At 68.6% G+C, this 20,373-nt stretch carries 20 protein-coding genes; 8 read left to right on the forward strand and 12 right to left on the reverse strand.

The annotated features are described in order from the left end of the window. The coding region (locus AC0IWM_RS03495; protein WP_471753111.1) for an aldehyde dehydrogenase family protein at positions 1–281 on the reverse strand (281 nt) is incomplete at its 3' end. Positions 282–314: 33 nt separating this feature from the next. After that, positions 315–1,652, reverse strand: a complete 1,338-nt coding sequence (aptA, locus tag AC0IWM_RS03500; protein WP_471753112.1) for an omega-aminotransferase AptA — start codon at positions 1,650–1,652, stop codon at positions 315–317. A gap of 180 nt (positions 1,653–1,832) precedes the next feature. Here aptA and AC0IWM_RS03505 point away from each other — a divergent pair, with 180 nt between their 5' ends. The 3 genes from AC0IWM_RS03505 (at position 1,833) to AC0IWM_RS03515 (ending at position 4,305) form a co-directional block, all read left to right on the forward strand. Further along, a complete protein-coding gene (locus AC0IWM_RS03505; RefSeq protein ID WP_471753113.1) occupies positions 1,833–2,381 on the forward strand; it encodes a cupin domain-containing protein in 549 nt (182 codons plus the stop codon). 99 nt (positions 2,382–2,480) lie between these two features. Next, positions 2,481–3,407 (forward strand): histone deacetylase family protein, encoded by a 927-nt coding sequence (locus tag AC0IWM_RS03510; RefSeq protein WP_471753114.1) that lies wholly within the window; start codon positions 2,481–2,483, stop codon positions 3,405–3,407. A 70-nt stretch (positions 3,408–3,477) separates the two neighbouring features. Continuing rightward, a complete protein-coding gene (locus tag AC0IWM_RS03515) occupies positions 3,478–4,305 on the forward strand; it encodes an endonuclease/exonuclease/phosphatase family protein (protein WP_471753115.1) in 828 nt (275 codons plus the stop codon). Here AC0IWM_RS03515 and AC0IWM_RS03520 read toward each other — a convergent pair. After that, positions 4,196–5,641: a phospholipase D-like domain-containing protein gene (locus AC0IWM_RS03520; protein ID WP_471753116.1), complete on the reverse strand. Its 1,446-nt coding sequence runs from the start codon at positions 5,639–5,641 to the stop codon at positions 4,196–4,198. The two genes, AC0IWM_RS03515 and AC0IWM_RS03520, sit on opposite strands and share 110 nt — an antisense overlap. A 304-nt stretch (positions 5,642–5,945) precedes the next feature. On the opposite strand from AC0IWM_RS03520, the gene AC0IWM_RS03525 reads away from it, so the two are divergent. Together AC0IWM_RS03525 and AC0IWM_RS03530 are read left to right on the forward strand one after the other, a co-directional pair. Continuing rightward, entirely contained in the window at positions 5,946–6,260 is a 315-nt protein-coding gene (locus AC0IWM_RS03525; protein ID WP_471753117.1) for an ATPase inhibitor subunit zeta, read from the forward strand. An 854-nt stretch (positions 6,261–7,114) separates the two neighbouring features. Continuing rightward, positions 7,115–9,427: a right-handed parallel beta-helix repeat-containing protein gene (locus AC0IWM_RS03530; RefSeq protein ID WP_471753118.1), complete on the forward strand. Its 2,313-nt coding sequence runs from the start codon at positions 7,115–7,117 to the stop codon at positions 9,425–9,427. Between the two features lie 118 nt (positions 9,428–9,545). Here the strand turns inward: AC0IWM_RS03530 and AC0IWM_RS03535 are convergent, their stop codons facing one another. Next, complete coding sequence (locus tag AC0IWM_RS03535; RefSeq protein WP_471753119.1) at positions 9,546–10,658, reverse strand: glycosyltransferase family 4 protein; 1,113 nt, start codon at positions 10,656–10,658, stop codon at positions 9,546–9,548. A 724-nt stretch (positions 10,659–11,382) separates the two neighbouring features. Here AC0IWM_RS03535 and AC0IWM_RS03540 point away from each other — a divergent pair. Together AC0IWM_RS03540 and AC0IWM_RS03545 are read left to right on the forward strand one after the other, a co-directional pair. Next, positions 11,383–12,660: an O-antigen ligase family protein gene (locus AC0IWM_RS03540; RefSeq protein ID WP_471753120.1), complete on the forward strand. Its 1,278-nt coding sequence runs from the start codon at positions 11,383–11,385 to the stop codon at positions 12,658–12,660. Positions 12,661–12,747: 87 nt separating this feature from the next. After that, entirely contained in the window at positions 12,748–13,995 is a 1,248-nt protein-coding gene (locus AC0IWM_RS03545) for a glycoside hydrolase family 5 protein (protein WP_471753121.1), read from the forward strand. An 86-nt stretch (positions 13,996–14,081) separates the two neighbouring features. Here AC0IWM_RS03545 and AC0IWM_RS03550 read toward each other — a convergent pair whose 3' ends face one another. The 8 genes from AC0IWM_RS03550 to AC0IWM_RS03585 form a co-directional block, all read right to left on the reverse strand. Beyond that, entirely contained in the window at positions 14,082–15,215 is a 1,134-nt protein-coding gene (locus tag AC0IWM_RS03550; protein ID WP_471753122.1) for an acyltransferase family protein, read from the reverse strand. A 360-nt stretch (positions 15,216–15,575) separates the two neighbouring features. Further along, positions 15,576–15,734 carry a hypothetical protein gene (locus tag AC0IWM_RS03555; protein WP_471753123.1) on the reverse strand — a complete coding sequence of 53 codons (159 nt, stop codon included), beginning with the start codon at positions 15,732–15,734 and terminating at the stop codon, positions 15,576–15,578. Positions 15,735–15,738: 4 nt separating this feature from the next. Continuing rightward, the gene (locus AC0IWM_RS03560) at positions 15,739–16,017 is read right to left on the reverse strand and encodes a hypothetical protein (RefSeq protein WP_471753124.1); all 279 of its coding nucleotides are present in this window, start codon (positions 16,015–16,017) and stop codon (positions 15,739–15,741) included. Between the two features lie 2 nt (positions 16,018–16,019). After that, positions 16,020–16,271 (reverse strand): hypothetical protein, encoded by a 252-nt coding sequence (locus AC0IWM_RS03565; RefSeq protein ID WP_471753125.1) that lies wholly within the window; start codon positions 16,269–16,271, stop codon positions 16,020–16,022. Between the two features lie 23 nt (positions 16,272–16,294). Next, positions 16,295–17,563, reverse strand: coding sequence for a DUF2254 domain-containing protein (locus AC0IWM_RS03570; RefSeq protein ID WP_471753126.1), 1,269 nt, complete (start codon positions 17,561–17,563; stop codon positions 16,295–16,297). Between the two features lie 109 nt (positions 17,564–17,672). Next, entirely contained in the window at positions 17,673–18,650 is a 978-nt protein-coding gene (gene cysK, locus AC0IWM_RS03575; RefSeq protein ID WP_056465857.1) for a cysteine synthase A, read from the reverse strand. Positions 18,651–18,908: 258 nt separating this feature from the next. Beyond that, positions 18,909–19,082: a hypothetical protein gene (locus tag AC0IWM_RS03580; protein ID WP_156652736.1), complete on the reverse strand. Its 174-nt coding sequence runs from the start codon at positions 19,080–19,082 to the stop codon at positions 18,909–18,911. Between the two features lie 142 nt (positions 19,083–19,224). Beyond that, a complete protein-coding gene (locus AC0IWM_RS03585) occupies positions 19,225–19,734 on the reverse strand; it encodes an META domain-containing protein (protein WP_056465860.1) in 510 nt (169 codons plus the stop codon). A gap of 299 nt (positions 19,735–20,033) precedes the next feature. On the opposite strand from AC0IWM_RS03585, the gene AC0IWM_RS03590 reads away from it, so the two are divergent. Beyond that, positions 20,034–20,372, forward strand: coding sequence for a helix-turn-helix domain-containing protein (locus AC0IWM_RS03590; RefSeq protein ID WP_471753127.1), 339 nt, complete (start codon positions 20,034–20,036; stop codon positions 20,370–20,372). Position 20,373 lies beyond the last annotated feature (1 nt).

A 20,373-nucleotide genomic window follows, 5' to 3' on the forward strand; every position in this document is an offset into this window, starting at 1 on the left:
TTGCCGTGCTCGGCGGTGATCAGGGCGGCGAGTTCGTCGGTGCGCTCCTCCGCGATGCGCAGGAAGGCGTTGAGGATACGGGCGCGGCGCAGGGGCGGGGTCAGGGCCCAGTCGCGCGCAACCGCCTTGGCCGCAGCCACCGCCGTGTTCACGTCCGAAGCGTCCGCGAGGGCGACCCGGCCGGTCTCCTCGCCGGTGGCGGGGTTGAAGACGGGAGCGTGGCGCAGGCTGGTGCCTGCGGCAAGCCGGCCGCCGATGAAGTGAGAAATCGCGGTGGGCATCGAGGATCCTGACGGACGAGAGGCGAAAAGAGTTCAGGCGGCGCGGGCGATGGCGTCGCCGAGGATCGAGGCCATGGTGTCGATCTGGTCGCGCTCGACGATGAGCGGCGGCGACAGGGCGATGATGTCACCGGTGACCCGAATGAGCAGGCCACGCTCGAAGCAGTCGACGAAGACGTCGTAGGCGCGTGCACCGGGTGCTCCCGGCCGCGGCGCCAACTCGATGCCGGCGACGAGGCCGATGGTGCGGATGTCGATGACGTGTTTCGCGCCGCGCAGGTCGTGCATGGCGCCGGCCCAGTCCTCGGCGAGCCCGGCCCCGCGGGTGAGCAGGCCCTCCTGGCCATAGATGTCGAGGGTGGCAAGGCCTGCCGCGCAGGCCACCGGGTGTCCCGAATAGGTGTAGCCGTGGAACAACTCGATCACCGCCTCGGGGCCGTGCATGAGCGCGTCGTGGACGCGCCGCGCGCAGAAGACCGCGCCCATCGGCAGGGTGCCGTTGGTGAGCCCCTTGGCGGTGGTGACGAGGTCCGGGACCACGCCGAAATAGTCGGTGGCGAAGGGGGTGCCGAGGCGGCCGAACCCGGTGATGACCTCGTCGAAGATCAGCAGGATGCCGTGCCGGTCGCAGATCGCGCGTAGGCGCTCGAGGTAGCCCGTCGGCGGCAGCAGGACTCCCGTGGAGCCGGCAACCGGCTCGACGATGCAGGCCGCGATGGTCTCGGCCCCGTGCAGGGCGACGAGGCGCTCGAGATCGTCGGCCAGTTCCGCTCCATGCGTCGGCAGGCCCTTCGAGAAGGCGTTGCGCTCGGGATCGTGGGTGTGGCGGAGGTGATCGACGCCCGGCAGCAGCGGGAAGACGCGGCGGTTGTTGACGAGGCCGCCCACCGAGATGCCTCCGAATCCGACCCCGTGATACCCGCGCTCGCGCCCGATCAGCTTGGTGCGCGTGCCCTGGCCGATGGCGCGCTGGTAGGCGAGCGCGATCTTCAGGGCGGTGTCCACCGATTCTGAGCCTGAACCGGTGAAGAACACCCGGTCGAGGCCCGCCTCCGGGCCACCCGGCGCGATGGCGGCGAGGCGCTCGGCGAAGTCGAAGGCCGCCGGATGGCCCATCTGGAAGGAAGGCGCGAAGTCGAGGGTGGTGAGCTGACGCTCCACAGCCGAGGCGATGCCCTGGCGCCCGTGCCCGGCATTCACGCACCAGAGACCTGCGGTGCCGTCGAGGACGCTGCGCCCGTCCGTGGCCGTGTAGTGCATGCCCTTGGCCGAGGCGAGCAGGCGGGGCGCGGCCTTGAACTGCCGGTTGGCCGTGAACGGCATCCAGTAGGCGTCGAGCCCAGGGGCATTGGCGGCGTGGTGATGATCCATGGCGATCCTCCCGTGGGGACGTCTATGGACCCGGAGGAGGCGCCGATTGCGCGTGGCGAACAAGTCCTTTTCTTACCGCCGCGATGTCCTTGAAAAGATGGGGCTGCCAGGAGCAATGTCGGTGAATCCTGAACATCCCTAACAGGGCGGTCCGCCCGAGGGGCGACACCATGGGTTTCGATGAGCATTGATCTCGGCGCGCGCCTGCGCACCATCCGCACACTGCACGGCCTGTCGCAACGGGCGCTCGCCAAGCGCACCGGTGTGCCGAACTCGACGATCTCGCTCATCGAATCGAATGGCGTGAACCCCTCGGTCGGCGCACTCAAGCGCATCCTCGACGGCATTCCCATCGGCCTGTCCGAGTTCTTCGCCGTGGAGCCGGAGCGTCCACGCAAGGCATTTTACCGGGCCGACGAACTCACCGAGATCGGCAAGGGACCGATCTCCTACCGGCAGGTGGGCGACAACCTTTTCGGGCGTGGCCTGCAGCTGTTGAAGGAGCGCTACGAGCCCGGGGCCGATACGGGCCGGGTGCCCTTGGTCCATGAGGGCGAGGAGGGCGGTATTGTCTTGTCGGGCCGCCTGGAGGTGACGGTGGATGACGAGCGCCGCATTCTGGGACCCGGCGACGCCTATTCCTTCGAGAGCCGGCGCCCGCACCGCTTCCGCTGCGTCGGCCCGACCGCCTGCGAGGTGGTGAGCGCCTGCACCCCGCCGACCTTCTGAAGCGACCGGCTGCGGGTTCGATCGCATCGGTTCATTGCGGCGCTGGCCTCGCGCGACCCATCTGGTATACCAACTCGAGACGAAGGCTCGGAGTGCCGCATGACCATCCTCTTCAGCCACGACGCCGCCCTCGGGCACCGGACGCCGCATGGGCATCCGGAGCGGCCCGAGCGGATGCAGGCTGTCAAGGAGGCGCTCGGGACAGAGGCCTTCGCGGCCCTCGACCGCCGGGCGCCCGAGCCCGCGAGCTTGGAGACCGTGGCGCTGGCCCATCCGGAGGAATGGGTGCGGGCGATGGTGGCGGCGGCGCCCAGCGAGGGATTGGTCCACGTCGATTCCGATACGGTGCTGTCGCCCGGCACCATCGATTGCGTGTTGCGCGGCGTCGGCGCCGCGGTCGAGGGGGTCGATGCGGTGATGACGGGCCGAGCCCGAAACGCCTTCTCGGCCATGCGACCGCCGGGGCACCACGCCGAGCGCACCCGCGCCATGGGTTTCTGCCTGTTCAACAACGCGGCGGTGGCCGCCCGCCATGCCAGGACGGTGCACGGCGTCGACCGCGTCGCCATCGTCGACTGGGACGTGCACCACGGCAACGGCACCCAGGACATCTTCTGGGCCGACCCCTCGGTGCTGTTCTGCTCGACCCATCAGATGCCGCTCTATCCCGGCTCCGGGGCAGTCTCGGAATCCGGCGATCACGACACCATCGTCAACGCGCCCCTGAAGCCCGGCGCCGATGGCGAGCGCTTCCGCGAGGCGTTCACCGCGCGTATCCTGCCGCGTCTCAAGGATTTCCGACCCGATCTGATCATCATCTCGGCGGGCTTCGATGCCCATTGGCGCGATCCCCTGGCCAACCTGATGCTGGAAGCGGAGGACTTCGCCTGGGCGACGCGCCAGGTGATGGAGATCGCGGAGCAGGCCTGCGACGGGCGCATCGTCTCCGTTCTGGAGGGCGGCTACGACCTGAAGGGTCTTGCCGAATCGACGGCTGCGCATGTCGCCGTGCTCATGGAGTCGTGAGCCGCAAAAGCCGATGACGGCGTCCCCGCCCGGGCTTTCCGCCGGGCGCGTCTGACCCACCTATGGGACGATGCTGAACGATCGCCGCCTCGCGCGCCTGACCGCCCGTGCTCTCCAGAACTCCCACGGGCGTCCGGGCCATGACCGGCCCGGGCTTCGCAAGATCGTTAGCTGGAACCTCCTGCGGCGGGTCGGCGCGAACGTCGCCGGCATCGCCGCGCTGATCGAGCGCGAGCAGCCCGACCTCGTACTGATGCAGGAGGCGACGAAGGATATCGAGGCCCTCCAGGCCAAGGTCGGCGGCCATTACGCCTGGGCGCAGATGCCAGGCCGCATCCACGGACTTGCCGTCTGGAGTTCGATGCCCTTCGCGACGCCGCCGAAGGCGATCGAACTGCCCGCCGGGGCGATGTTCGACCGGGTGAGCCAGGTGATCGATCTCGGCGAGTTCGGCGTCGCCAACGTGCACCTCTCGCACGGGCAGATGCTCAACCGGCGGCAATTGCGCTGCATCGAGCAGAGCCTGCCGGACCGAGCCGCCGTCATCGGCGACTACAACTTGGTCGGGCCGACCCTCCTACCGGGGTTCCGCGACGTCGGCCCGCGCCTGCCGACCCACGCCATGGCGCGGGTGGTGCCCCTTCGGCTCGACCGCTGCCTGGTGCGCGGGCTGACCTGTCATGGGCGCAGCGTGCTGCCGCGGGGCGCTTCGGACCACCGCCCGATCATCGTGCATCTCGCCCCCACCCACGAGGTGATCCGGCGGGAGCCGGAGGAGCCGGAGCGCGTCAAAGGTATGGCAGGAGTAATCGGACGCCTGCGTCGCGCAGCCGGACGGGGAGACCGCGCCGGGACAGGTGCTCGCGCGTCAGCCGGACGCTCATCTTCGCCCGCATGAAGGCGTCGAGGTGCCGGGCGAGCCCGGAATCGTAGACCTCGACGTTCAGCTCGAAGTTCAGCCGGAAGCTGCGGGTGTCCCAGTTGGCACTCCCGATGAAGCACCAGGCATCGTCGACGACGAGGAGCTTGGCGTGGTCGAAGGGCGGGTCGTCGAGCCAGATCCGCACGTCGCTGCGCAGGAGCGGGTCCACGTGGGCCCGGGTCGCCCAGTCGACGACCGCGTGGTCGCTGTCCATCGGGATGATGACGTCCACCGTCAGGCCGCGCAGGGCTGCCAGCGAGAGCGCGCTCACCAATACCTCGCTCGGCAGGAAGTAGGGGGTCATCAGGCGGATGCTGGTCCGGGCGCAGGTGATCGCCTCGAGCACCACGAGCTCGATCTTGCGCAGGTCCGCGTCCGGGCCCGAGGTGACGACGCGGGCCTGCGTCTCGCCGCGGACGGGCAGCGGCGGGAACCAGGCCGGGCCTTCCAGCTCCTGGTCCATCACGAAGGCCCAATCGCTCGCGAAGGCCGCCGCGAGCTGGGCGACCACCGGCCCCTCGATGCGGAAATGGACGTCGCGCACCGGCTCGGGCGGACGGGTCGCCACCCGGTTCTCGTCGGCGATGTTGATGCCGCCCGTGAAGGCAAGCGCGCCGTCGATGATGAGCAGCTTCTTGTGGGTGCGCAGGTTCAGGAAGGGCATCCGCCACGGCAGCACCGAGTGCATGAAGCGGCCCACCGGCACGCCCCGGCGTCGAAGGCCGCCATAGACCGAGGCGAAGAAGTAGCCGCTGCCGATGCCGTCCACGAGGACCCGGACGGCGACGCCCCGATGATGGGCCGCCTCCAGGGCATCGAGGAAGGTGCGGCCGATCTCGTCCTTGCGGAAGATGTAGCTCGACAGGGCGATCGAGTGCCGGGCTTTCCCGATGGCCTCCAGCATCGCAGGATAGACCGCATCGCCATTGCGCAGCGGCGCGATCCGGTTGCCCGCTTCGAGGGGAAGGGCGGTGATGCGCCGGACCGCCTGGTCCAGGGGCTGGAACCGCTCCGGCAGGACGGGCGCGGGCGCCTCGTTCTCCTCGCGTCGCGGGCTTGCCTGGGACGGCTTGATGCGGAGTTTCTGCGCCCGGCGGGTGACCCGGTTGACGCCGAACAGGGCGTAGAGCGCGCTTCCGAACAGGGGCGCCAGCCAGACCAGGCCGATCCAGCCGATGGCCGCCCCGACCTCGCGCTTGCGCAGGAGGACGTGGATGCTGACGAGGCCCGAAAGGGTGGCGCCGAGCAACCAGAAGACCTCGGTCCGGATCGACGTCAGGGCGCCGATCCATGAGAGCAATGCCTGTTCCAACGCCGCTCCCGCTCCGCGATCCCCCCGGGCCATACGCCAAGGTCCGCCCGAGCACCAAGCTGGAGCAACCGGATTCTGCGGCGAGGGACCGCGCGCCGGCCCACGGCGTCCTCGCCGACGATGGAGCCGCTGCCGCCGGCATTCGGTTCCCAAAACGGTGCATCTGCCGTGTGTTCGAAGGATTTCGCTGCGACGAAGCTGGATCTTGATCTTTGTGAAAGCGGATCGACTGTCGTGATCGTAATTCTGACTCCAATATCCGACGAACAAAGCTTGGCAGATCGTGCAGAGGGAGGAGGCTGACATGGCCCGATTTTTCGAGGAGCGAGAACGCGCGGCCGAGATGCTGTTTGTCCGCGCCGAGGAGTCTCGGTTCCTGACGCATTGCCAGGGCGTCCGGTCCCTAGCGGGCTATGCCGCCGAGGCGCTCGGCGTCGACCAGCACAGCGCCACCGCCTATGCGGACGAACTGTTGGCCGCGGTGATCCAAGGGGTTCCGCAGCAGGACCTCGTGGAACGCGTCCGCGGCGATCTCGAAGCCAACGGCGTGGTCGCGGATCCCGCGATCCTGACCCATCACCTGAAGCGGCCGTCGGGCGACGGACCGCGCCCCGCCTGAGCCAGCGCCGTCCTGTCCCGACGCGCTCGGTCGACCACGAGCGCTTGTCGAGGTCGTGAACTTCCGCGACCCTCGGCGGTTGGGTCACGAAGCGCGACGGAACGGATGGATCGATGACGTCTTGGACCCGAATCCGTGCGGCAGCCTTGGGGCTGTGCCTCTGCGGTCCCGTTCACGCCGAGCCCCTCGCACCGACGGGGGGCGCCGGCAACACGGGCGTCACGGCGCCGGGGCGCGGACCCGGCGAGGTTCCGGAGACCGGCGCCCCGATGTCGCGCCCGGCGCCGGCCATTCCGGGCAACCCGAGCCCCGCTTCCGTTCCCGGCTCCTCGCCGGGCGTGAACATCGGCGGTACGCCGACGAGCGGTCCTCCCGGCACCGGCGGCGCCGCGGGCGGTCCATCGATCGGCAATCAATAGACCGAGGCCCATAGACCGAGGCCCATGCGATTCTGACGGCGCCCGGCGGCCGGGCCGCTTTCCGAGGCGCCAGCGGCGCCCCACAGGGTGATCGGGATATCCACAGGATTGCTGTCTTGCGCTGAGCCCGCGATCGCACCGCGCTCCCGCAGGCACCTGCGCGAGTCCGCGATCCGGTCAGCGCGCAGAATTTCTCTTTTCCCTAAAGGGTTTGTCGATTCTGCCGCCGAGCCGCGCAGGTTTGGCGCGTGCAACGGCGCGCACATTTCCATCAATCATGAGTGGGATGTGGTCACAAATGTTATAACAGAATTTGATGGTTAATCAAACCTCTATTAACTTCTCGAAGTTTAGTGATTCACACGACCGGAGTTCAATTTATCGCCGCTAATCCCCAGTCATCCGGTATTTTCCTAATCCAGAGCGAAAAGCGCGATGACGATCTACTACGTCGACTCCTCCTTCACCGGCGGCTCGAACAGGAGCGGCCTGTCGGCCGACGCGCCCCTCACCAGCCTCGAGGCGGTCAACAAGCTCAAGCTTCAGGCCGGTGACACCGTCGCCTTCAAGGCCGGCACCGCCTACAATGCCTCGGCGGCGGGCACGGGCGCGCTCACCATCACCGCCTCCGGCACCGAGAAGGCCCCGATCACCTTCACCACCTACGGCACGGGGCCGGCCGCCACGATCGCCAACAGCGCGGCGGGTTACTCCGACGCCATCAACGTGGCCAACGCCAAGTACGTCGTCATCGACGGGCTGACGATCACGGGCGCCGCGCAGGCGGGCGTCAACGTCACCAAGTCGGCCAGCCACATCACGATCCGGAACGTGGAGGCGAGCCAGGTCGGCGAGGGCGTGATGCTCAACGGCACCGACAACCTCGTCACGCGCAGCTACTTTCACGATCTGAAGATGATCAAGAACACGGCCAACGTGTACGACGACGATTACGGCGCGGTCGGCGTGATGATCGGCAACAGCAACAACGAGGTCTCGTACACCAAGATCGTCAACGCCAAGGCGCCGAGCTTCGACTACGGCCACGATGGCGGCGGCATCGAGCTGTTCGGCACGATGAACAACGTCAAGATCCACGACAACTGGATCGAGAACACCGTCGGCTTCATCGAGGCCGGTGGTTACAAGAACGCTCTGACGAACATCTCCATCACGAACAACGTCAGCCTGAACAACAACGGCTTCGTGGACATCCACAACGGCGGCGGCAGCTTCGCCAGCACGTTCAAGAACGTCGACATCAGCCACAACACCGTCATCGAACAGAACAACGCCGCAAAGCAGATGGCCAGCGTCTTCCTGGACTCGGCCCATCAAGCAGGCCAGGTATCGGTGCATGACAATGCGATATACCTGAATGCCGGCGATTCGTTCTTCAAGCAATCGGGCGACTATCACTACGATAACGTGTTCTACAGGAACTCGAGCGCGACGCATCTCTACAACGACTGGGGCATGGCCTTGAATGCCGGCGAGACCTTCGCCACGCTGTCGCCCGCCGGCGCCGCATCGATCGTTCAGGCCGTCGCGGCACAGTCGGGCGGCGCCGGATCGACCCTCGTGGCGGCGACCCAGGTCGGCCTCACCCCGGCATCGTCCGTTCAGCTCCCGCCCGTTCCGCTGCCCCCCGTGGTGTCCGCCCCGGCCCCGTCGCTGCCTGCCGCCCCCACGCCGGTCCCCGTTCCTGTGCCTGCACCGGCTCCGGCACCCGCACCGGCTCCGGCGCCCGCACCGGCACCCGTAAAACTGGCGAGAACGGACGTCTCGGTGGTCGACGGGAACCGGATCACCTCAACCTACGACGCGAGCGGGACGCTCACCAACAAGGTGGTTCTGCACGCCGACAAGTCCCGCGACGTCTATGCGAGCGCCATCACCGGGAAGGACTACACCTCGTCCTACACGAGTTACGACAGCAGCGGGAAAGCCGTCCTGCTGGAGAGTTTCCGGACGGATGGCAGCCTGGTGATGAAGAAGGCCTTCGGGGCCGACACCACCACCGAGACCTACGACGCGGCCGGCACGCTGACCAACAGGACGGTGCAGCATGCCGACAGGTCCCGCGACGTTTATGTCGGAGGCGTCGTCGGCAAGGAGTACGCGGCCACCTCCACGAGCTACGACAAGGTGGGAAAGCTCGTGCTTCAGGAGCAGTTCCGAGACGATGGCAGCCTGATCATGAAGAAGGTCATCGGCCTCGAGACGAATACGAAGACCTTCGATGCCAGCGGCGCGCTGACCTCCGAGACCCAGCTCCATGCCGACAAGAGCAAGGACGTGTTCCTGTCGTCCATCTCCGGCAAGTCCTACACGGCCGAGCATGACAGCTACGGCGCGAACGGAAAGCTCGAGTTCATGGACCGGACGAACCTGGACGGCTCTCACACCCAGACGGCGTATCAGGCCAACCAGACGCTGACATCCACCGCCGACGTGGCCGACACCTTCAAGAGTTTCGGCAGCAACACGTTCGTCTTCGCCGCCGGCTTCGGGAAGGATGTCATCGAGGGTTTCCACGCCGGCTCCGGCCGCGGACACGACACCCTGTGGCTCGACAAATCCGAGATCGCCGACTTCGCGAGCCTGAAGAGCCATATCAGCGCTTCGGGAAGCGACACGCTCATCAGCCTGAGCGCGACGGACACGATCCTCCTCAAGAACATCCTGCCGGCCTCGCTGACCGAGGTCGACTTCGCCTTCAAGGACCACGGCCTCCTGCACGCCTAGGAGGCTGCGCCCCCGATGCCGGGCCGATCAGGCCCGGCATCGGGGGGATGCATCCGGCTCCGGCGTCGGCAAGCCGACGTCGCGCCAGGCAGCCCGCCTCCTCCAGGACTTCGCCTCGTCAGCGGCGCAGCAGGCCGCCATAGGCCGCCAGGAGATCGTCGGTGATCCTGTCCCAGGCGAATCGGCCGGCCGCCTCGGCCTCGCTGCCGGCCAGGAGGTGCAGCAGGCGCCCGCGATCTTCGATCAGGCCCCTCAGCGCCTCGGCCAGGACATCCGGCCGCCCGGGCTCCAGCAGGAGGCCGCTGACGCCGTCGGATACGGCGTCCACGAGACCGCCCACCGCACTCGCGACGATCGCCCGCCCGTTGCCGACGGCCGCCGCGACGACGCCGCTCTGGGTCGCGTCCTGATAGGGCGCCACCACGATCTCCGCCCGCTGGAACTGCTCCGCGGCTTCGGCGGGCGTCAGGAACTTTTCCAGGATCTCGATGCAAGGCTGTTGCAGCAGGCGCGGGCGCAGGCGGTCGAGTTCCGGGCCGCGCCCCGCCACGACGATGCGGCAGGGGACGTCGTCCCGCTGCAGGATGTCCGCCGCGTCGAGCAGCGTCTCGAGACCTTTGTAGGCCTCCATGCGTCCGAAGAAGAGCATCCGCCCGCCCTCCGGCGCGCGGCGCTCCGCCGGCTCGGGACACAGGATCACGCCGTGGAGCGTGTCGACGATCGCTCGGCCGTTCCCGACCGCATGGATCATTTCCCGGCGGCAATGGTCGCCGTGGACGTGAAAGGCGGAGGCGGCCGCGCGCAGCCTCTGCCGAAAGACGTCCTGGCGCCTGGCATAGGCGGCGTCCCGCCCGCTATGCGGCCGGGGATCGTGGACCGTCATCAGGATCGGCAGCCGCCACCGGAGAAGGCCGACGATCCGGGCGGTCAGTTTGTCCGGCTGTTCCTGGACGTGCAGCACGTCCGGGCGGAATGCGGCGATCGCCGCCGGCACCCGCGCCGTCGCGACGACGCGCCCGATCCGGCTATGCGCATCGTAGGTGACCAGCTTGAGCGCCCGTCGCGCGTCCGCGACCAGGCTGTCCCGGCATTCGTTCCGGACATTCGCCGTTTCCGCCACCAGCAGGACGTCGGCCTTCCGCGCGAGTGCCGTCGCCAGCCGCACCGTGTACTCGGCATAGTGGGGTGCGAAGATCGCGACGCGAAGGCGTCGGGTTTGTCGTTCGGGCACGGCGTCACGTCTCCAGCGCTGGCGAAGGAAGATCGAGGGAAAGGCCGGACAGTCTCCGACGGCGCGGGTCCGGCCGAAGGCGCTCGGGATCGGGACGCCCCCGCCGCTCGGGTCGAGCGCGACGCATGTCCCATGCCCGGCCGGGACGAAGTGCGGTCGCCGGAGGGCGGGCGGCCGGTGGCCCGGGCCGATCCGCGGGCGTGCGGGGAGACGTGCGGGGAGACCGGTGCATCCGACCCATCCTGCGGGAACGCCCGGGCCGGATTCGGTCCAATGGGCCTTCGCGCGACACCCGCGGATGCGGGCCGGGGCGGGGCGGAGGGGGGGCCTCCGCGGCACGGTCCATGGCGCGTCATCGGATCCTGGCCTTCTCGCCCGCCCGCCGGGAGGGAATTCCTTCGACACAGGCCCTTATCTGGTTGCAGTGCACACCGCCACTGGAATACGCTTCCCGCATGGGCACGGGCCATCGACGACCGTCGGCCGGAAGCGGGGGCCGACGGGCAGGGCAGGGACGGCATCGTGCCCTCCGACGTCGCGCGGCGGGCGTGGCCGGGATGGCCGTGGCCTTCGCGGTTGACCGGGTCCGCCCCGAATTCCTATACGAAACCGCTGATCACAGACGGGCGCCATGAAATCGTCTTTGCGGCCTGCATCGTCAGGCAATCTCACGACAGAGGCGTCCGGGATTGAGCAGTTCGTCCTTTCGGTCCTCTTCGTTCTATTGATCATCGCTTACGGATCCATCGGCCGAGACGTTTTCTTCAATCGCCTGAACGATCCCAATATCGACGATCCGATCGGCGCCGTTCTCGTCTATATCCGGTTCGGATTGTGCGCCCTGACCGTGATGATCGTGGTCATGACGACCGGACTCGCTGCGATCCGAAACGCGCTGCCGCTCTCGCTGCTGCCCTACCTGGTCCTGGCCATGGTGTCTTTCGTCTGGGCCGACGACACGAAGGGCGTGCTCAGGGCGGCGATCATCCTCACGGCGTTGTACTTCGCCATGTCGCCCCTGATTCTCCGGCTCGGCCGCGAGAAGGCGATGATGCTGCTCGTCCACGTCATCGCGGTCGTCGTGATTCTCAGCACGCTGCTCGCGGTGTTCCTGCCGTCGATCGGGACGCATACCGGTGAGGAGATGGTCCAGGCCTCCCATGGTGGCCGCTGGCGGGGTCTGTTCAGTCACAAGAACGGCCTCGGACCCTGGGGCGCCTTCGGAACCATCATCTTCCTTTTCTATCCCGGCATGATGCGGGTGCCACGGATCTACACCTTCGTGGCGCTGGTCTGCGCGGCCGCGTGCCTGATCTTCTCGGGCTCCGCGACATCCCTGATCGGCGCGGTGACGATGCTGATCGCCCTGGCCCTCCTGCGCATCAATCGTGCGGGCGGACCCCTCGTGACCCTCGTGGCGTTCGTGGGCGGCCTCTTCGCCGGCATCATCCTGCTGACCCTCTTCTACGACCAGTTCTTCGGGCTGATCGGTCGCGACTCCTCGTTCACGGGCAGGACGGAGATCTGGGAGATCGCCATCGAGTACATCAAGCTGTCGCCGATCCTGGGGCACGGGTACCAGTCCCTCGGTGGCCCGACCTTCCTGGAATTCGTCGCGAGTTACGCGCAGCAGGCGATCCAGGGTCCCGAGAGCCTCTATCTGGCGAGCCTGCTGGACCTCGGCATCGTGGGATTCACCCTGTTCTTCCTGCCCATCGTGATGGCCCTCGTCCGCGTCGCCGCGAATCTCAGGACCATCCGCTCGAACGGAGAGCGCGACACCCTCGAAGCCGCGTTCCTCATCGTCACGTCGGCCCTCTTCATGGGCATCACGGAGACGACGCCCTTCGTGTGCACCGGCTTCGATGGCGTCGTCTGCTTCGTCGCCCTGTTCGTCGTCCTGCAATTCGACCCCCGTTCCAATGTCGGGCGTGTGCGGAGCACGGCCGCCGCGCCGGTCGTGCGGCGATCGCCCACGGCCTTGAACGTCCGGGCGGTCTGACGCGGAGACGCCCGTGACGGGTCGGCTGCCGGGCCGGCGCGGAAGGCCGGGCGCAGACCGCCGCCCCTGGATTGGAGACCCCTCGCCATGCGCCTTCCCCGGACCGATTCGCCCCTGAAACCCGAGCGGGCGGGCCTGAACCGACGCGCTCTCACGGCCCTTCTCCTCGGGCTCCCCGCGCTCGCGCCGGGCCGGGCCTCGGCCCTCGACCAGGCCCCGGCGCTGCGCCGGGGCATGAACATCCACAATCTGCTGAACTGGCCCGAGGCCGACCGGCAGGGCGGGCAAGTCACCTACCGGTGGCCGCCCTTCACCGCCCAACGTTATCAGATCACCGACGCCGCCCTCGCCGAACTCCGCCTCGCGGGGTTCGATTTCATCCGGCTCACGGTCGATCCGAGCATCCTGATGGCGAGCGCCGCCGACCGGCAGCCCGAGCTGCTCGCGATCATCCATCGCACGATCCGCCAGATCCTGGGCGCAGGCTTACAGGTGGTGGTCGACCTGCATCCCGTCGCGGTCAATCCGTCCTACGCGCCCGACCGGCTGATCGCGGCCGAGAACCCGGACCTGTTCGCGACCTACGTCGACATGGTGGGCCGGGTCGCCGCCAGCCTCGCCAGCCTGCCGCCCGATCGGGTCGCCTTCGAACTCATCAACGAGCCGCGCATCGTGAAGACGGCCGAGCTCGGACGCTGGCAGTCGATGATGGAGCGGCTCCACGCCGCCGCGCGCACGGCCGCGCCGCAGCTCCCGCTGGTGCTGACCGGCGCGCAGTGGAGTTCGATCGATGCGCTCCTGCGCCTCGACCCGGCCCCGTTCAAGTCGAGCAACGTCCTCTACACGTTTCACTTCTACGACCCGCACACCTTCACGCACCAGGGCGTGCCCGGGGAGGGGGCGCAGTATCTCAGGAACATGAACTGGCCGCCGCAACCCGCTCAGGCGGAGGCGCTGCTCGAAGGCGCGACGGCCCGCATCAACGCCGATCCGAAGGTGGCGGCCGCGGACAAGGACGCGGCGATCGCCCGGAGCCGGAAGCTGATCCGCGACTATTTCGGGACGCCGACCGGGCGGGAGGTCATCGATGGCCGGTTCGATGCCGTGGCGGCCTGGGCCCAGCGCAACGGCATCCCGAACGGGCGCGTGCTCCTGGGCGAGTTCGGTGGCGTCTGGCGCGTCTCGGGCAGCGACGGCATCGCGCAGGACCGGGTCGCCTGGCTGGCGGCCGTCCGTGCGGCGGCCGAGGCGCGGGGATTCGCATGGGCCTACTGGGCCTACGAGCTCCCCCTGGAACGGGACGTCCTGTCGGGTCTCGGATTGCCGAAATCGTGACCTGAGGCCGGTGGGCGGCCGATTCTACACGATCGCGCGCGATCCCTGGCCGTGACGATGACGGGCGCGCGCCGGTTTCCGCGTCCTCAGATCGCTTCGCGCGGCGCGACCGACTTGTGGCGATGTCTCAGGGCGGCCACGGGTTGCTCGATCAGGTGGTACGAGGCCATCGAGACGAGCGCGGTCATCAGCGCGATCAACGGGACGCCGACCCATTTGCTCAGCATCGGGAATCCGATGAGGCTGACGATGGCATAATGCCAGAGGTAGATCGAATAGCTCAGCCGGCCCACATATTCCAGGATCGGAAGATTCAACGCTCGCTTTGCCAAGTCTAGTCCGGGCGAGAAGAGGACGTTCGTCATCAGGACGGCGATCGACAGGCTCAGGAAGGAGTATCGAATCGTTTCCCGGAAGAACAGGTCCCGGTAGGCAAAGCACAGACCGATCAGCGCGAGGGCGGCCAGGGGAAAGGCCGGGTGGCACAGGGTCCGAAGGAGCGCGCGCCCGCGGGCGAGCTCGCAGAGGACGGCGACGAGGACGCCGTAGACGATGGCGTCGATCTGATACTGCGTCTCGAAATAGAAGACCTTCGTGTGCAGCAGCTCCGGCCGGGACAGGGCGCCGAAGATGCGCAGGCTGAGGCACAGGCCGCACAGGAAGAGGCAGAAGCCGATCAGGTTCGACAGGCTCTTCCGGAACAGGACGAAAATCAGCGGGAAGAAGATGTAGAAATGCTCTTCGACCGAGAGAGACCAGAAGATGATGAACGGCATGATCTCGCCGGTCTGCCCGGTTTCGGACAGGCGGGAATAATAATAGTTCGCGAAATAGAACAGCCCGGACAGGATCTCGATGAGATGGAGGCGCGACGGCCACCAGATCGCGCTCGCGGCAACCACGACGACCGTGAAGCAGATGATGACGGGATAGAGCCTCAGCAGGCGGCGGATGTAGAACTGCGCCAGATCGATCTTTCCGTAGGCCTTCAGCTCGACGAACAGCAGGCGCGTGATGAGAAAGCCGCTGATCACGAAGAAGATTCGGACGCCGAAGCCGCCGGGGAAGATCTTGTTGCTGACCGTATGCGACAGGAAGACGAGCAGGATGCTGAGGGCGCGCATGCCGTTGAGGCTCGGTATGAAGCCGCCCTCTGCCGCCATGGGAACAGTATAGCGGCCTGGATCGCCCTTCCGGAAGGTCGAACTATGATGCATCATTGAATTGTGCCGCTCAGCTTAGCTGTCGAGCCTCTATGTCAGACTTCGGGAAGCCCGTCATCTGGCAAAGTCCGAGGATGCGTCTACAGAATTGGCGAGAAGCACTGGTCTCTGCACAGGCTGCAGCATTAGGGGCACGGCCCCGTCGTGCGCACCAACCGTCGCGTCATCGTTCCTGGAGCGCGGGACCGGCCCGGCCGGCTGCGCGCGTTCGGATCTGCACGCCGCGTGCCAGCGGCATGCGCGGGCGCCCGAGCCGGGGGCGGCGGGGCCTTGGCCCTCCGGGATGGCCCCGCGATCCGCCGGCCCCGGGAGCCGGATTTCCCGAGCCTCCGGCGGCCAGCGGCGCTGATGCGACGGTCAGCCGCCTCCCGGGTCGGTCTCCCCATCCGGCTGGCCCCCGCCTTTCGGGCCCTGGCCGGGCTTGCCCTCGGTCTTCTCGTTGGGGTCAATCACCGCATCCGGCGCGGTGTTGGCCGGCTTGTCCTTCGGCGGATCCTTGTCGTCGGGGCCTGTCATCGTGTCACTCCTCGGATCCGGCGGTGGGGGAGCGGGGCCGGTCGGACTGGCCGTCGGACGAGCCGCCGGCCGGCGCGGGGTCGCGCCCCTTCGCTGCCCCGTTCGATTCGCCCCCGTCCCATCCGGCATTGCGGGCGGCGTCGGTCTGGCCCCCCGGACCCTGGCGGGTGATCGCAGCCTGGTCGGGCGACTGCCCTCCGCCGGCGACCGCCGGATCGCCCGGCTTGCCGACGTCGGAATCGGGTTTGCGCGTGCCGACGATGGGGATGTGCGCGTTGGGCATGGCTACTCTCCCGCATCCGTGCCGTTGGGCGCGGTCGCGCGGTCGATGGCCTCGCGGGCGGCGCCGGAGGTCTCGGCCTTCCGGGCGGCCGCGCCGATCTCTCCCAGGGTCGCGGACGGCGTCCCGCCCCCCGGCATCTCCCCGCCCTGCGCCGGCAGGCCGGTCTGGGGGGCGTTGTCCTGCGTGAGGGTCTGGGCGTCGCGGTCGGCGCCGAGGCCCTTCGGCGTGCTGCGCGCGCGCGGCTCGTCGGTCATGGAATCCTCCTGATGTCGGAGGCTCAACCCGGCGCGGCGCCCGAGGTTGCCTCGCCGCGGCCGGCATGGGCCGCGCGCAGGCGCACGCGATCGGCTTCGTGGGACAGCGCCGCCTCGGCGCGGAGGAGGGCGAGGTCGGCCTGCCCGCGGGCGGCGGCCCGGACGTCCGGGCCCCCGAGATCGGCGAGGGCGGCGAGCGCCTTCTGCACCCGCAGGCCGATCGTCGGGTCCGCGGCGCCGGCGCGGGCGATGGGCTCGAAGGCGTCCGCGAACAGGTCGTCCGCGCTGAGGCCGGGCACATGCAGGTGCGGATAGGCGGGCGCTTCCGGAGCCGCGGTCCGCCGCGCGTCCCAGGGGGCGAGCACCCGGACCAGGGTACCGATGACGTCGATGGCGGTGCCGGGATCGTTCACCGCAGGAGACAGGGCGCGCTGGGCCACCTCCGCGAGGACGATGATCCCGAAGCGCGGATCGTCGTCGAAGCTGCGCCGGTCCCCGACGACGAAGGCCGCCGCGATCCGCGCCTGCAGGTCGGAGTCGACGGCGCCGTCGACCTCGACGAGGAGCCGTCCCGGATGGACGAAGGCGCCCGGCAGGACCGAGAGGTGGAGGGTGAGGCCGCGCGGCCCGGCGAGCGCCTCGAGGCGCGCGGCGTCGACATGCTGGATGTAGCCGGTGGCCGCGGCGACGATCCGCTCCGCGCCAGGGGGTGCCGGGCGCCAGGGCAGGCCGCCGAGACAGGGCGCCTCGGCCCGTCGCCGCAGGGCATCGCCGGCCGCCGCCTCGATGGCGTCGATGGTCTCGCCGACGCGGCCGAGATGCGACAGCGTGTCGATCCAGCGGACCAGCGTCGCGACCACGCTGGCGAGGACCAGCAGGGTCAGGCCGAACAGGATCACCCGGCCCTGGCTGCCGTAGAAATGGGTCTTGAGGGCGATGAGGCCGACGACGCTGTAGACGAAGGCGCCGATGAAGCTCGCCACCGCCGTCTGCGCCCGGGTGTCGCGCATCAGCAGCGTCACGGCGCGGGGCGTCACCGTGCTGGTGGCGCCGCCATAGGCCTGGACGATGGTGGAGAGCGAGAAGGTCGCCACCGGCAGCATGCTGGTGGCCAGGACGGAGAGGATCTGGTCGACCGCGTCGGCGCCGATCGACGCGCCGAGATCGGCCGGCACCATCGGTGCGAGGGCGGCCGAGGCCAGGGCGGCCGCGACCCCGCCGAGGCTGAAGGCGGCGACGCGGATGAGGGGGCGCCGCCCCCAGCGTCGGAGGGCGTAGAGGGCGGTGGACATGCCAGCGGCTTCCGGGTCGAGGCTCGCAGGTCGAGGCTCGCGGGTCGAGGCTCGAAAGCCGTTCGCGCTCCGTGCCGTCGGGACGCGTGGTCCCGACGGTCGCCGGGCCTCAGAGGCCGTCGAACAGCGCCGAGGAGATGTAGCGCTCGGCGAAGGAGCAGGCGACGGTGACGATGCGCTTGCCGCGGAAGTCGGGGCGCGCGGCGAGCTTGAGGGCCGCGGCCACGTTGCCGCCCGTGGAGATGCCGCCGGGAATGCCCTCGAGGCGCGAGAGCTGGCGGGAGGTGTCGAAGGCCTCCTGGTTCGAGACCGTGATGACCTCGTCGATGATCGCCTTGTCGAGGTTGTCCGGGATGAACCCGGCGCCGATGCCCTGGATCTTGTGCGGACCGGGCTGGCCGCCGGAGATGACCGGCGAATCGGTGGGCTCGACGGCGACGATGCGCAGGCCCGGCAGGCGCGGCTTCAGCACCGAGCCGACGCCCGTGATGGTGCCGCCCGTGCCGACGCCGGCCACGAAGGCGTCGAGGTGGCCCTGGGTGTCGTTCCAGATCTCCTCGGCCGTCGTCTTGCGGTGGATCTCGGGATTGGCGGGGTTCGAGAACTGCTGGGGCATGATCGCGCCCGGGATCTCGTTGAGGAGTTCCTCGGCCTTGGCGATGGCGCCCTTCATGCCCTGCGGGCCGGGGGTCAGCGCGAGTTCGGCACCGAGGAAGGCCAGCATCTTGCGGCGCTCCAGGGACATCGTCTCGGGCATCACCAGGATCAGGCGGTAGCCGCGCGCGGCGGCCACGAAGGCCAGGGCGATGCCGGTGTTGCCGGAGGTCGGCTCCACGAGCGTGCCGCCGGGCTTCAGCTTGCCGGAGGCCTCGAGGGCGTCGATCATGTTGACGCCGATGCGGTCCTTCACGCTCGCGATCGGGTTGAAGAACTCGAGCTTGAGCAGGATCTCGGCGTCGATCCCGTGCTCCTTGGTGATGCGGTTGAGGCGCACCAGAGGGGTGTTGCCGATGGTCTCGGTGATCGAGCCGAAGATGTGGCCGTGGCCCGGCGTGCGGGTCGAAGCGGGGCTCTGGGACTCGGCCATAGATCTCTCCTGAACAGCGTGAGGATTGTGTCCCGGCGGCCGGCGCGCGGATGCGCCGGATCTCGCCTGGACCGAACTCAGGGCCGGGAGATATCGTGTCGTTTCTGTCGAGGCAATCGACAAAGATCCAAGATCAAAGACAATCCTTCTCTGTCGACAACCGGGTTGCCGACTTGGAGTAGTCTTCTACTGTGAAGGTCGAAAAACAGAGAATATCTTTCTCGGCTTGGCGATCTCGGCCAGGCCTCGCCGCCGGGATCAGTGCGTCAGCAGGGCGGCGCAGAGCATCACCATGGTGGCGACGACCGGGCTGGCGGTGACGATCATCGCGGCGCCCGCATGGACCCCCTGGGGCCAGCGATAGCGGGTCTCCTCGCGCAGTCCGGGCCGGAGGCCGTTGCTGCCGGTGGTCCATTCCACCCTCGTGCCCATCGCGTACTCCCCATCCGCCGAGACGTTCGGCGGCGGGGACAGGAGGCACTGGGCGGCTTGAAGGGCCGGTAAATCCGCGGCCGAGACCGCGGATCGTCGTCAATGGAAGCTTAAGGCGCCGGGCGTCCGGAACGATCCCGCGTCAGAGGGCGCGGTCGAACCGCAGCTCGCCCTTCTGGCTCTTGATCACCAGCTGGGATCCGACGAGATCCCACTGGCCGGCCGTGCGCAGGGCGATGAAGAAGTCCTGCTCGCTGGCGCCGAGGCCCTTGTCGCAGGGCTTCTTGGTCAGGGCGAGCGGGCCGACCGCGAGGTGCTGCTCCTTGAGCGGGAAGGCGGTGGCCGCGAAGGTGTTGCAGCCGCCGTAGCCGCGGGCGCGGTACTGCTTGTCGATCATGAAGCTCGGGCGGTCGTTGCCGCCGAAGGGCTTGCCGTTCAGGCTCACCGCCGTCCAGGTGGCATCGAGGGGGAAGATCTTTTCCTGGGGCTTGGCCGCCGGGACGTACTGCTTCTTCTCGGGCTTCTCGCGGGCGTCCCGGCCGAAGCCCGTGACGTTGTTTCCCATCTGCGCGGTCGCCGTCGTGGTCATGGCTGCCGTCATGGCGCCGGCCGCGATCGCGCCGGCTACCATGGCGATTTGGATCGCTCTCATCGTCTGGCCCCCTTTCAAGCGCGCTTCGCGTCGCGTCGAACGTTGCAACCGTGCCGGTCCCCTCGGGGCTCGGCGCGGGTCGTGCGCGGAGCCGCCGACGATGGGACGGACCCTGCGGCCAATCGGATAAGATTCCAGCACAAATATGGTCAAGGCCGCGTGAGCCGGGATTCGGCGGGACGCCCGCGTGATCCCCCGCTAACCGGGTCGGGCCGCACCGATCGTCGAGCGTTTTGTATTGAACGATCCCGCGACGCTGCCGTTGTCCGGCGGAGAACGGCGATCAGGGAGTTGGCAGGGTGACGGGATCGGACGAAGGAACCCCGAGCGGCCTGCAGCCTGAGGCGGCGGGTCCGAACATCATCAGCCCGGCGCAGTCGCGGGCCGCCCGGGCCCTCCTCGACTGGTCGGAGGCCGATCTCGCCGGCAGGCTCGGGCTCGGCGCGGATTTCGTCCGCGCCTTCGAATCGGGCGGACGGGAGCAGCCCTCGGGGCAGATCGAGGCCCTGCGCAGCACCTTCATGGCCCATGGCGTGGTGTTCAGCCAGGAGGGCGGCTCGGCCGGGGTCCGCCTGAGCGGACAGGGACGCGGCGAGGGCACCCGGGTGGACGCCCTGAACACCGAGAACGACCGCTAGG

Source organism: Methylobacterium sp. AC433 (genome assembly GCF_979253015.1).